Source organism: Longitalea luteola, assembly GCF_017356035.1.
GTDB classification, from domain to species: Bacteria; Bacteroidota; Bacteroidia; order Chitinophagales; family Chitinophagaceae; genus Niastella; species Niastella luteola.
In genome coordinates this window covers 306,158-318,951 of the sequence record NZ_JAFIQX010000001.1, presented here as the reverse complement: position 1 = coordinate 318,951, position 12,794 = coordinate 306,158, and the positions used below count along the sequence as shown (strand labels likewise).

10 protein-coding genes are annotated in these 12,794 nt (G+C 47.1%); 5 read left to right on the top strand and 5 right to left on the bottom strand.

The features are described from left to right. The first annotated feature begins 29 nt into the window (after nucleotides 1-29). The 3 genes from JUB15_RS01265 to JUB15_RS01255 all read left to right on the top strand — a co-directional run bounded on the left by JUB15_RS01265 (nucleotide 30) and on the right by JUB15_RS01255 (nucleotide 2,287). Nucleotides 30-254: an addiction module protein gene (locus JUB15_RS01265; RefSeq protein ID WP_207510427.1), complete on the top strand. Its 225-nt coding sequence runs from the start codon at nucleotides 30-32 to the stop codon at nucleotides 252-254. Next, a complete protein-coding gene (locus JUB15_RS01260) occupies nucleotides 254-541 on the top strand; it encodes a hypothetical protein (RefSeq protein ID WP_207510426.1) in 288 nt (95 codons plus the stop codon). Before JUB15_RS01265 ends, JUB15_RS01260 begins: the two co-directional genes overlap by 1 nt. A gap of 66 nt (nucleotides 542-607) precedes the next feature. After that, nucleotides 608-2,287: a DNA polymerase/3'-5' exonuclease PolX gene (locus JUB15_RS01255; protein WP_207510425.1), complete on the top strand. Its 1,680-nt coding sequence runs from the start codon at nucleotides 608-610 to the stop codon at nucleotides 2,285-2,287. A gap of 196 nt (nucleotides 2,288-2,483) precedes the next feature. On the opposite strand, the gene JUB15_RS01250 is transcribed toward JUB15_RS01255, so the two are convergent. Genes JUB15_RS01250 through JUB15_RS01240 form a run of 3 tightly spaced genes read right to left on the bottom strand, consistent with a single transcriptional unit; the run spans nucleotide 2,484 to nucleotide 8,274 of the window. Then, entirely contained in the window at nucleotides 2,484-6,326 is a 3,843-nt protein-coding gene (locus tag JUB15_RS01250) for a sensor histidine kinase (protein WP_207510424.1), read from the bottom strand. Then, a complete protein-coding gene (gene mazG, locus JUB15_RS01245; RefSeq protein WP_207510423.1) occupies nucleotides 6,323-7,108 on the bottom strand; it encodes a nucleoside triphosphate pyrophosphohydrolase in 786 nt (261 codons plus the stop codon). The genes JUB15_RS01250 and mazG overlap by 4 nt, the downstream gene beginning before the upstream one ends. A 14-nt stretch (nucleotides 7,109-7,122) precedes the next feature. Then, on the bottom strand, nucleotides 7,123-8,274 hold the full coding sequence (locus JUB15_RS01240; RefSeq protein ID WP_207510422.1) for a DUF3667 domain-containing protein: 1,152 nt from the start codon (nucleotides 8,272-8,274) through the stop codon (nucleotides 7,123-7,125). A 205-nt stretch (nucleotides 8,275-8,479) separates the two neighbouring features. Between JUB15_RS01240 and JUB15_RS01235 the strand changes: the two genes are divergently transcribed. After that, complete coding sequence (locus tag JUB15_RS01235; protein WP_207510421.1) at nucleotides 8,480-9,229, top strand: hypothetical protein; 750 nt, start codon at nucleotides 8,480-8,482, stop codon at nucleotides 9,227-9,229. Between the two features lie 203 nt (nucleotides 9,230-9,432). Here JUB15_RS01235 and JUB15_RS01230 read toward each other — a convergent pair whose 3' ends face one another. Further along, nucleotides 9,433-9,756 (bottom strand): hypothetical protein, encoded by a 324-nt coding sequence (locus JUB15_RS01230; protein ID WP_207510420.1) that lies wholly within the window; start codon nucleotides 9,754-9,756, stop codon nucleotides 9,433-9,435. Here JUB15_RS01230 and JUB15_RS01225 point away from each other — a divergent pair. Further along, nucleotides 9,755-10,009 carry a hypothetical protein gene (locus JUB15_RS01225; protein ID WP_207510419.1) on the top strand — a complete coding sequence of 85 codons (255 nt, stop codon included), beginning with the start codon at nucleotides 9,755-9,757 and terminating at the stop codon, nucleotides 10,007-10,009. The two genes, JUB15_RS01230 and JUB15_RS01225, sit on opposite strands and share 2 nt — an antisense overlap. Nucleotides 10,010-10,073: 64 nt before the next feature. Here JUB15_RS01225 and JUB15_RS01220 read toward each other — a convergent pair whose 3' ends face one another. Next, nucleotides 10,074-12,653, bottom strand: coding sequence for a sodium:solute symporter family protein (locus tag JUB15_RS01220; RefSeq protein WP_207510418.1), 2,580 nt, complete (start codon nucleotides 12,651-12,653; stop codon nucleotides 10,074-10,076). Nucleotides 12,654-12,794 lie beyond the last annotated feature (141 nt).

Here is a 12,794-nt window from a genome sequence, read left to right as displayed (position 1 = left end):
GTATGATTACTGGTAAAAGAAATTAAATTATGCCTGAGAATACTTTTCATATTCGCATAAAAAAACAATATGCAGCCGCTCTGATCGAAGATCTGATCAAAGTGAACGCAGTTGAATCAATTTCCGATGACGAAACGGTGGAGCTTACTGAACAGCAAAAAGCCGCTTTGGATAAAGAACTGGCAAATATTGCCTCCAACCCCGATTACTTACTTAAATGGAATGATGTAAAACACCGGTTTAAAAAACCCTGATGTCATATACCATTTATGTTTCTCCTACCGCTGTTGAAGATATTAATGCAGCCATCGAATACTATAATGCCCTTGCGACCGATCTGGGTTACCGGTTTGCCGATATCGTAAATGAATATTTCGAACGCATTGCATTTTCTCCTACATCGTCTGCCATTCGTTATAAAAGCATTCGCTGCAAACCTATTAAGCGGTTTCCCTTTCTAATTACTTTCACGATAGATGAAATAAACCAATCTGTTAACATCCTGCGTGTTTTTAACACTTACCAGGAGCCTCTTTGGTAATTACGCACGATAAAATAAACTGGAAAAAAGTAATTTAGCAGGCTGGTTAACCTAGCACAAATCAACATGATAGATAATTACTTCATCGCTGATCAATTTTCCATGCTGGCCAAACTGATGGACCTGCACGGCGAAAATTCGTTCCGGTCACGAACCTATTCCAGTGCCGCTTTTGCTATTGAAAAAGTAACGCATCCCCTGGCCGACATGCCCGAAGAAAAACTGGTGACCATAAAAGGCATCGGCGAATCGGTAGCCAAAAAAGTGATCGAGATCCTGCAAACCGGCAAACTGAGCTCCCTGGAAGACATCATTTCCAAAACACCGCCCGGCGTACTGGAAATGATGAACATTAAAGGACTCGGCCCCAAGAAGATCGCTACCATCTGGAAAGAAATGGGTGTTGAATCGGTAGGTGAACTGTTGTATGCCTGTAATGAGAACCGCCTCCTGCTGTTCAAAGGTTTTGGCGAAAAAACACAAAAGAACGTACAGGAATCCATCGAGTTCTATATGAAGAACCAGGGCAGCCACCTGTATGCAGAAACGGAACCTTACGCTGTCGTAATTGACGCCACCCTGAAAAAACAATTTCCACAACGGCAGTTTGCCCTTACCGGACAATTCCGGCGTCAGGCAGAGATCATTGACCGGCTCGAATGGGTAACCACCGCCACCACTACAGAACTGCTGGCCTTCCTGGGCGCCAATAATTACACGACAAGGGAAACACTGGAGGATATCTTCACCGTAATGGGCCCCGAAAATGTATTACTGAAATTTTATACGGCCACACCCGGGAACTTCGCCACTGTTCTGTTCCAGACAAGCGGTAGCGAAGAATTCGTTACAGCCTGCCAGGCCTTACCGGGCTGGAACGGTACAGCTACCTACCCATCGGAAGAAGCTATTTTTACCGCATTGGACCTGCCCTTTGTTGCCCCACCGATGCGCGAACAGGCCAATGTGCTGAAAACGGTAAAGAATAACCCGGTAAACCTCATCAAACCCGGCGACATTAAAGGCATCATTCACAGCCACAGTCAATGGAGCGATGGCGTGCATACAATAGAAGAGATGGCCAAAGCCTGTATTGATAAAGGTTATGAATACCTGGTGATCAGCGACCACAGTAAAAGCGCCGCGTATGCCAATGGCTTAACCGAAGAACGCATCCGGGAACAACACCGGTATATCGATGAGCTGAACGAAAAACTGAAGCCGTTCAAAATATTCAAAAGTATTGAATGTGATATTTTAGGGGATGGCGCCCTGGATTATTCCGATAATGTGCTGGGCACCTTCGACCTGGTGATCGCCTCCGTACATTCCAATTTGAAAATGACGGAAGATAAAGCCATGATGCGGTTGTTGAACGCCATCCGTAACCCGCATACTACCATCCTGGGACATATGACGGGCCGTTTATTGTTGAGCCGTCCGGGTTACCCTGTCGATCATGTAACGATCATCGATGCGTGTATTGAACACCAGGTGGTCATTGAATTGAATGCGCACCCACGCCGCCTCGATATTGACTGGCGCTGGATCGATTACGCTATTGAAAAAGGTGTGCTGATCTCCATCGATCCCGATGCCCACTCCATTGATGGCTATGATGATTGCCGTTATGGCGTGCTCGCCGCGCAAAAAGGCGGATTAACGAAAGAACAGAATCTTAGTAGTTTTACGCTTACGGAGTTTGAAGAATACCTGGCTAATAGGAAGAAAGCCAGGGGAATATAGCTTCGCGTTTATGGTTTGTTGTTTGTGGTTTGTGGTTCTTTACCTTTCAGCAGTCTTACTATTGCCCAACTCAAAACAATTTTGGATTTTGTACCGCTAAGAATTAATGAGGAATGCCGAACCTGCGAAGCAACTACAAACAACAAACCATAAACCACAAACGCTAACTACGAAGACGAATCACCCCGCTTACGAATTAATTTGCTCTTAACAAGGGTATTTTCACATAAAACGTCGTTCCTGCTCCTTCTTTGGTCACAAACCAGATCTCCCCTTTCGCCTGCTCCACAATACCTTTACTCATCGCCAGCCCCAAACCTGTGCCGGATGTTTTGGTAGTAAAATTAGGGGTGAAGATGCGGGATTGGGTTTGCTCAGGAATGCCCTCGCCATTATCTGTTACACTTACCGTTATAAACTCGCCGTTCAATTGTTCATTCACCCTTATGATGCGATGGTCGCGGTTAGCACAGGCTTCCACAGCATTCTGCAGCAGGTTGGTGAATAACCGGTTCAGCTGCGTGCGGTCGGCAAACAGCAATACCCGCTGCTCAACCGGGTTCCATTTAAAGTCGAGGTTACCACCGGTATTGTATAAAGAAGCCAGCGATTGTAACATTTCATGCAGATCGAACACTTCATTCTTCGGATTACCAATATTGGCAAACTGCGAGAAATCGGAAGCGATCTTCGACAGGTGATCGATCTGTTCTACCAGGGTTTTTGCTACATTGGTCGTGAGCTTCTTTACGTCTGTCTGGTTATTATCGATGGCTTTCTGCAAGTATTGAATGCTCAGCTTCATGGGCGTTAGCGGGTTCTTGATCTCATGTGCAACCTGCCGGGCCATTTGCCGCCAGGCGCCTTCCCGCTCGCTTTTAGCCAGTGCTTCGGCACTTTCTTCCAGCTTTTGCACCATCTTGTTGTACTCCCGAACCAATACACCTATTTCATCATCGCGCTTCCAATCGATCGCCTCGTTCACCTTGCGCAGGTTCACTTCGCGCATCTTCTGACTGATGATGGTAAATGAATGCGCGATCCGGTTGGTGATGAGCAGGGCGATACCACCTGCGATCAGGAAGATGAATGCAATGAGGTTGATCACGGTAACCACAAAGTTCGAGATCTCCTGTTTTAATTCTCCCTGGCTGCTGTAGGAAGGAATATTCAGGAACGCCACGGCATGACCGCGCTCGTCCCTTATAGGCGCATATATACTCAGGTAATCAAGTTTACCTACCTGTTCATTCGTAACGGTTTGTACCTGCTGCAAATGATTTAACCGGTAATAAGCCAGCGGGTTCATTTTATTGCTCAAGACCCCGGTTATATAAATATTCATATCGGGGTTCGAAGTCACGCGTAACCCGCCGATGGTATCGTACAGGTTCACATCCATACCATGCACCTCTGATATCTCCTGGATGAGCTTTTCCATTTGTTCACTGAACACCGGCTCATAAAACACGGTATCATAATTGAACGAATGGTGCTGATTGATATGTGACTGCACCTGGTTCACCATAATGCCCATGGCACGGGTAAGCCGGTCCTGGTTATTACGTTCGTACCGGTTGATGAAGAACAGGATGGTAGCCACACCGATCACCACAAACGACAGTAAGCTCACCATGAGAATGGTACTATGGATCTGCGACCGGATGTTTAACTGAAAGGCCTGCTTCAACGCTGACCAATGGAACCGGCTTTTGATGATAACAGAGCTTAACCGGTAAAAAGCCAGCAGGAACAAAAAGGTACTGAACAGGTAAGCGAACAGCGTAATGGCCTCGATGAACGTATTACTTTTACGGGCAATGATCACCACTTTGTCTGATGAAGGCCGGTACCACAGTTCTTCAAATGAATTATTGCGGCGGCGCTCAAATTCATTCTGCGGGATCAGGTAAGGCGATAAATGCGTGGGAAAAGCGTAATCATTGTAATTCAGGATCAGGTTGCGCAAGCTGTCGTAAATGGCGTATGAATACACCGAAGAATACTGCTCCGGCAGCAATACGTTGGTTTGGCGGAACAGTTCGGGCGTAAGCGCTTCAAATTTAGACCGCCGAGGATCGGCGAGTACGAACAGGGTGCCCAGTTTCTTTTGTTGGTTGTATGCTTCGCGCCTGTAGATGTAAGAGAATTTATCGAATGACTGCTCAAAAAAGCGCATGCCGGGGATGGCTGTTTTCTTACCCTGGATCTGAAAGATCGTATTCAGGGTATCGTACGATGCCTGCTCGTCGTTGTACAAAGGCATATCTGTTGAGTCGAACGTAAATATCCTCAGATTATACCTGTAGTTGAGCTCAACACTTTTTTGAACGATACTGTCTTTGAGGTAAGCATTGGTTTGCGGTTTGCTGAAGCGGTCCATATTCTGCACCACAAAATTGCTATCGAGGTAGGCGAGCGTAACGCTCAGCATATGTTCACTCGAGGGGTCGGCCTGCAGGGCCAGTTTCTCGGCAAAGCGCTTACGTTGCTCCAGTTCAATTTTACCATTTTCGAAAATGATAACGGCCGACATGGAGAAAGAAAACACGAACAACCAGAATAACACGCCTGACACGTTCAACCGTAAATTATGGCCGGCGAAAATACGCTGCTGCATCAGCCACATAAAGGCCAGCAGCCATAACAATACATACAGGTTCAACTCTACAATATTGTTGTTGCCCGTGAAGGTGAGTATAGCCAGACCGATGCCGGCGGCAACGATGAACATGAAATAATTGCGGTCACCTACCAGTTTCCCGGAAACGGTGAGCAGGATCTGCGACATGAAGAAATAGCTCAGCGCCAGGGTCGCCAGCACAACAAAGCCGACAAAGCTGTACGGTGTCGCAATCAGGCTGAAGAAATTGGTAACATTGAAAGAGATCTTGGCATCCGATACCATGGTTTGCAGAATGGCGGCAAATGTAAAGGTTACGATCACCAGGGCGCTCACCGCAGCCCCCAGCACCAGCCAGTTCTTCCAGGGTTCGTTGTAAGGGCGTATAGCGGCGACATTTATCCGCCGGTTTATAAAGGTGATCACCCAGCATAAGAGCAGGGCATTGATCATGAGATCGCCCAGCGAGCTCAATACATAACTTGACCCATAGATAGCGGGATCGAATAACTCAAACTGCCGCAAGGCAAGAATGTCGGGGAAACCATATACGATCAATCGCAGGGCGCCCAGCACACCGGCCAACAGGCCCACGCCATACCAGGTGCCATACAGGCGGCCAACATAATCGGCTAACTGGTGCAGGAACAAAAACAACAGGAAAAAGCCGACAACCATCACCGATATTACCCAGATATTGTTGGGCTTGCCATGCATGGTATTCTGCTGCAGGTAGAACAATACATCGCCGGCGAGGCTTTTTACCGGGAAATCAGTCACGGTATTGGATATATCCACCTGCTGGGTGGCTCCTTTTACGCCAACAAATTCCTTTTGCAGGTTTTCCGTTTCCACATTATACTGCCACTTACGCATTACCGGTATCAGTGCTTCGGCTACGAGGCGGCGGTCGTTCCGCAACAATAATACCTTGGCCGTATGCACATAATAGCCGTTCGATAAACGTTCCCACCGGCTGCTCATGCTGTCTTCCGATACATACAGCCCGTTCTTTAACCGCTCCATCTGGTTCGACTCGTTGTCTTCACGCGCTTTTTTAACGGGAAGGATCAATTGCGTATTCCAGAACAGTAGCACGGGACGTGCATCATACTCCGATTCTGTTTCGTCATAAATGTATAAACCATATCCTCTTTCCTTATCGAGCAATTTTTGCAGGGTGGCTTCGCTATAAGTTTGATCTACCAGCGAACCCATCAGGGCAGTGTCACTGGTGATGCGCTGAAAGTCCCTTTCCTTTTCCTGGATCCTGTTCTGAATCAAGTGCGCAAAATACCGGGGAGAAGTAACATCAGTGACATACCTGTTCAAAAAATAGGCAAGTGTAAACAGGCTGATGGCGGCTATTAAGATATACGTCTGCCTGTTCAATAATTTGTGCTGCAATGACTTCAAGTATCGGGGTTTTGTTTTTTGATAGCGTTCCAAATGGCATCCATTTCCGCCAGGGTCATATCGGCCAGGGGTTTACCCTGTTGTAATGCCAGTTCTTCCATGCGGGTGAACCGTGCAATAAATTTCTTGTTGGTCTTTTCAAGCGCGTTCTCTGCATCAATCTGCAAAAATCGTGCATAATTGATCAGGGAAAACAGCAGGTCGCCAAACTCTTCTTCTATCCTGTTCTTTTCATTGGCGGCCACTGCTTCATGCAGTTCCTGTGTTTCTTCGGTTACCTTATCCCAAACCTGGTCGCGGTTATCCCATTCGAAACCAACCTGCCGGGCTTTTTCCTGCAGGCGGGTGGCCTTTACCACGGCCGGCAATGAAACCGGAACGCCGCTTAACACCGACTTCTTGCCTTCTTTTAACTTCAGCTTTTCCCAGTTCTGCTTTACTTCTTCCTCATCTTTTACCTGTATATCGCCATAGATATGCGGATGGCGGTGGATCAGTTTTTCGCAAATGCCATGGATGGCTTCCTCCAGGGTAAATTGCTGTTGTTCAGCTCCGATCCTGGCATAAAATACCATATGTAACAGCAGGTCGCCGATCTCTTCTTTAATGCCTTTCCAGTCGTTCTCCGTAATGGCATCGGCCAGCTCATACATTTCTTCAATCGTCAAAGGCCGCAGGGTTTGAACCGTTTGTTTTTTATCCCACGGACATTTCTCACGCAGGTCATCCATAATAGTTACCAGGCGCATAAATGCATCCGCTACCGCTTGTTGTTGTGCCATATATCAACCAATTGTTAAAATTTAAACACTGCAAATAAAAAGAATGCCGTGAACAGGAAAAGGAGCGACAGGGAAGCCAATGTATTCAATATAAAGAATTTGAGCAGTGTTTTACCCCTGCCCTGCCCATAAAACTTACGCATGGCCTTATAGGCATACCATACTCCATATAACAATACCGCCGCTTCCAGCCAGCCGATCCAGTTCCAGTGCATTGACTCGCGTATTTTCATAAGACCGAAATATACAAGCAGGTCAATGAAGGTAAAGATATAGAGATATATTAAAAATATGCCGTGTGTTACATACAGGAACTGCCTGCGCCTGATGTACAACAATTTCAGGTATAAAGCATACAGCGGCAACGACACAAACAACAGGTAAGGTAATGTATGTGTGAATTTTTGCAGCAGGTCTTTCAACATGGCTCGCTGGTTGCCATTGTACCGGGCATGCAGAGCTATTTCGCGGTGTTTGGCCTTGCGCGCTATCCAGTTGTCACGTTCATCAGCCGGTAATTTTTTTTGTGCAGAGTCGTACTGGGCGATGCTGCGGTACTTTTGATCGGGATTTACCAGATTGAAACTATACCGCTCCTTTCTTCTCTTTTCCCTCCGTTCCAGTTTCTTCCTGTAATTTTCCTTCCATTCCTCGCTTTTTCCGGCAGTATCTGCCTCCAGCTTTGCCACGTATGGTTCCATTGCAATGGTAAATGCATCTTCAATTACTGCCGAATCACTGCTGTTCTTTGCATTTCCCAGCGCTTTCAGTCTGGCCGAATCAAGGCTGTGTTTAGTCAGTTCTGCATCTTCCACTTCTTTTTTCTCACGCTTCCGGTCAAGCATGTTAAAACTGAACATGGAATAAAAGATGATGAAGAACACTGCAGACGAAAATACATACATCCTGATAGGATGCAGGTAACGGGCCCGGCGGCCCTCAAGATATTCTTTTGGTAAAAATCCCGGGCGGGTGATCAGGTACCTGGTTGTGCTGAAAAATTTGCCGTCGTAGTGCGTGATGTCATAAAAAAAGTGGGTTATCAGGCCCCAGACTGTTTCTTTTGGCTCAATATTTTCCTGACCACATTTATGGCAATACCTACCGTGCAGCTCGGCATTACAATTCAGGCAGATTTTCTCATGGCGCTCTTTACTATGTGACAAAGCAGAAATTTTAACTAAAAATAAGGAAACAGGCTATTTTACAGAAAAATTCACAGTTACGTTGTATTATTGGATCAAATTATTCGTTACTAAAGCGCTAAAAAAATAAGCCGTTTATAATATGACCAGATTTTTGGGGTTAACTCTTCTTATTAGTTTTATTGCTCATACAGGATACAGTCAACATTACTATAATGATCTTGTGATGAGCAATGAAATTGTTAAAAAACGGGCAGTATACCAGGCCAATAAAGTGAGATCGGTTAAAATGATCAGCTACGATAACAACAACCAGCCGATCGAGGGTTTTGGCGGTTCACAGGCCGTTGCATCTAATTATGCTACCATCACTACCGAAACCTCTACCAGTCTCAGCGGCAAAGACGAGATCACGCATTACTTCAACGAAAAGGGACAGCTGAGCCAAAGCATCGACACCACTGATGGCAACAAAGTGGTGATTCAATATACGTATGATGCCAACAACCGTATTAGCGGTATAACTAATACATCTTTTTCACCCGGCGGTTACACCACCCGGGAACAACACCTGTGGTTTTATAACGCAGCCGGCAAACCGGAAAAGATGTTGAAAATTAAGAACGGCACAGATACCACCAACGTTACCTTTAAGCTTGATGAAAAACAGAACGTGGGTGAAGAAAGAAGTGTACACAATGGCGTTGAGCAGCCCGTAGTGTATTATTATTACGATGACAAAGACCGCCTGACCGACGTGGTCAGATACAACAATCGCGCAAAAAGGCTCTTACCTGATTATATTTTTGAATATGATGAAGCTGGCCGCATTGCCATGATGCTGGTAACCACATCGGGCGGCGCCGATTACCAGAAATGGTTATATAAATATGATGAAAGAGGATTGAAGCTGAAGGATGAGTGTTATGCGAAGAATAAGATGTTGATCGGGAAGATAGAGTACAGCTATAAATAATGTGCTGATGTGCTGATGTGCTGATGAAATACAATGCAATAATGTGATAATGTGATGATTTGATAATGAAATTGAATGGGTAATTTGCTGAGTGCAGGTTGCCCATTTTTAATTGAGTGTCGTTTAGTTAAGTAGTGTTTCGGCTTTGTTCAACGCCTGATCGCCGGACGTTCGACTAAGCTCAGGGCCTACCTGCGTTGCATTTACCAGATATCAATTGTAAGTTCGATTTCTTTATCGCCGGAAATGGTGATTACCAGCTTACTGGCAACGAAGCTGTTGCCTTTATATTCTGGCACAGCGGAATAGTTTAAATTATGACCTGCCACCAGCAGCTCTTCTATCATGCCATCTATACGGGCTTTTTCTTCCAACACAAAGGGCGGCACATAAATGATGTTCATAACAAGGTCCTGTCCGCCCCAGTCTAATGGCATCAGATGTAGTTTAACCAGCTCTTTTTGCGCACATAACTGTTGCGCTTTTTCATGGTCATCGATATGTGAATAATCGGCAGATGGCGGCATGGGAGTGGTTACAAGTGGCAAGTTACAGGTTTCAGGTTTATCGGGTACCAGTTACCGGTTACCGGGTACCAGTTACCGGTTACCGGGGTTCCAGTTACCGGGTACCAGTTACCAGGTACCGGGTACCAGTTACCAGTTACCAGTTACCGGTTACCAGTTACCGGTTGCCGGCAAAAAATGTAAGCAGCCTGAAGTGCCTCGTTGCCTTTCGCCTTCAGCCTTTCGCCTTCAGCCTTTCGCCTTTAGCCTTTAGCCTTTAGCCTTTCGTCTTGTGCCTTGAGCCTTGTGCCTTTAGCCTTTCGCCTTTTGCCTATTGTCTATTGCCTATTGTTTATTGCCTCCTTCGGCCATATAGTGCTAGTCAGCCAGGCCACCAACACACAGATGAATACTGCAGCCGCCGGATACAGGAAGAAATTAATGATGCCTGCTGCCTGGATAAAATACAAACTGATGGCGCTGACAACAAAACCGATTATGATACCGGCACTGTGCACGCGGGGGAAGAAAATACCAGCCACAAACATACCTGCCAGGCATCCACCGAATAAACCGATGATCTTGATATACTGATCCCAGATAGAAGCATTGCGCAGGTATACCATATACACCGCGATCAGGCAACCGAGGGCGCCCAATATCACCGTTGTCCAGCGGGCAAACACAAAACGCTGCCTGTCGGTACTGGCGGGCCGTGCACTCTGGTAAAAATCGGTGGTGATCACCGTAGCAATAGAGTTCATACTGCTGCTTATCGTAGACATTGTTGCAGCAAACAAACCGGCAATAACCAGTCCGGCCAATCCCGAAGGCAGCTGATTACTGATGTACCAGGGGAAAACATCATCGGTACGGCCATGCGGATTCAACGCCGCAGGATGATGCCGGTAATACACCCATAAGGCCGTTCCTACACTGAAGAAAATAAGTGACGCGGGTATTACCAATATTGCATTTGTATAAATTGACTTTTTTGCTTCTTTTTCGGTTGAGGTGGTGAGGTAGCGCTGCACTACCACCTGGTCAGAAGAATAGGTGACGAGCTGCGTCAGGAAGCCCCCCACAAATACCACCCATAACACCGGTTCGGTGATCGTCCAGTCGGTGATGGCCAGCCGGAATTTATCGTGGTCCATAGCTTCATTGAATAACTGCGTAGCGCCGCCATCCAATGAACCGGCAATAAAGAACAGCGTGGCCAGTGCGCCGCCCAGCAACACACCCACCTGCATCACTTCCGTCCAAACGACTGCTTCAATACCACCGGATACACTATACGCAGTAGTGATGAGACTGGTACCAATGATACAGATAAAGATGTTGATGCCCGTTACCGCACTGAGTACCAGGGCGGGCAAATAGATCACAATGCCCAAACGGCTTACCTGGAACAATACGAAAGTTAAACTGCCCAGCCATTTTACCTGGCGGTTGAAGCGGATGTTCAGGTATTCATATACACTGGTGAGTTTCAGTTTGCGGAAGTAAGGGAGATAAAAATAGACGACAATGGGCGCCACCACCACGATCATTACATTATTCAACAGGTATACCCAATCGGTTGCATAGGCTTTGGCGGGAATTGCAATAAATGTTAACGCACTCAGTTTGGAACCGAAGATGCTCAGGCCCGCAGCCCACCAGGGAATTTTTCCGCCGCCGAGAAAAAAGCCGCTCGTCGTGCGCTGCATGTTACGCGATACAATAACACTGATGGCAATCACCAGCAGGAAATAAATGCCTACGATCGTCCAGTCGAACAGGTGAAAGCCACCGGGCGGCTGCACGGGTGTTGCCATCAACACGCGGTTGGTACGTGTACCGGGGCGCACTTCACCGCCTGGCAGCACGAGGTTGCCATTCCAGACAACAGCTGTTGTGGTCACCGGCGCCCAGGTACTGGCAAGGGGATTGCTTGCTGCATCTGCTTTTTTATCGGTAATAACATTCCCTATGGTGCTCCATGAATCGGTTAAGGAATTATACATTAATACTTCCCGCGAGAAGCCCGGATGTTTTTCCTGCAGGGCCGCATTCTGTTCAAAATAATTTCCGTTATCGCCGCCAAATAATAACAGGTGCGTTTGGCCGGTAGTGAAAGCGGGTGATGGGGCTGCTGCTACGGATCGTGGCAGATCGGCAATGCGGCTCCACCCTTTGCCGGGAATGAATTTATAAGCGTCTTTTAAATAGGTGCGACGAACGGTACTATCGCCGGGCTGCTTTGACAGGGATGCGCCACTGATCAAATAGAAAGCGCCCTCCTGGGTACCGGCAACTGCCAGCATTCTGGCGGGTCCGGGCCAGGGTTCCAGCGCCTTCCAGCTGCGTTGGGCAGCCGGCGCGGCCAGATCCATTACCCAAAAGTTCTTTTCTGCGTGGGTAGCAGTTGGTGTGGTTATGCCGCCGGCTATATACATTTTGGAACCTATTACCAGGCCACATGCATTGGCCACCGGAGCAGGTAATGCCGGCAGGTGCTCGGTATCAATACGTCCATTTTTGTAACGCAACAGCAACACCTCGTTGTAATGTTTTTCTGCATCACTGCCGCCGGCGATGATCACGCCATCCTGCCAGGTACATGATACGCCATATGCCAGGGGATGCGGTAATCGTCCCACTTCTTTCCATGCGCCATTGGGTTGTTCCAGCACGTATATTTTGTCGTACCAGGTTTTAACTCCCCCATTCCAGGGTGTGCCTGCACCAAAATTGGAACCACCTGCTACCACCAGGGCGCCGTTCGATACACCCGCAAATGAACCGGCAAATCCTACCGGCGAGGGAATGACCGGTAACTGGCTCCATTGGAGATAGGTTTTGGTAGAGTCGCTACTATAACTGGCCACACTTAAAAAAAGAAGAAGAAATAAATGGAAGAAGCGTTTTTTCATAATTGCTTTACGTTACGGCTAGTAGTAAATGGCAAGGGCACCTGGTGAATGGTGAATGGTGAGTGGGCTCGCTATTGTTCAAATGGCCTAAATTCGAGAACCTCGCAATTGTTCAGAAACCTAAATTTTCGGGAACCCACT

Bases quoted from the DNA above. Each gene is read 5' to 3' on its own strand.
- JUB15_RS01265 (WP_207510427.1), top strand. From the start codon at position 30: ATGCCTGAGAATACTTTTCATATTCGCATAAAAAAACAATATGCAGCC.
- JUB15_RS01260 (WP_207510426.1), top strand. From the start codon at position 254: ATGTCATATACCATTTATGTTTCTCCTACCGCTGTTGAAGATATTAAT.
- JUB15_RS01255 (WP_207510425.1), top strand. From the start codon at position 608: ATGATAGATAATTACTTCATCGCTGATCAATTTTCCATGCTGGCCAAA.
- mazG (WP_207510423.1), bottom strand. From the start codon at position 7,108: ATGGCACAACAACAAGCGGTAGCGGATGCATTTATGCGCCTGGTAACT.
- JUB15_RS01235 (WP_207510421.1), top strand. From the start codon at position 8,480: ATGAGCAATGAAATTGTTAAAAAACGGGCAGTATACCAGGCCAATAAA.
- JUB15_RS01225 (WP_207510419.1), top strand. From the start codon at position 9,755: ATGGGAGTGGTTACAAGTGGCAAGTTACAGGTTTCAGGTTTATCGGGT.
- JUB15_RS01230 (WP_207510420.1), bottom strand. From the start codon at position 9,756: ATGCCGCCATCTGCCGATTATTCACATATCGATGACCATGAAAAAGCG.
- JUB15_RS01220 (WP_207510418.1), bottom strand. From the start codon at position 12,653: ATGAAAAAACGCTTCTTCCATTTATTTCTTCTTCTTTTTTTAAGTGTG.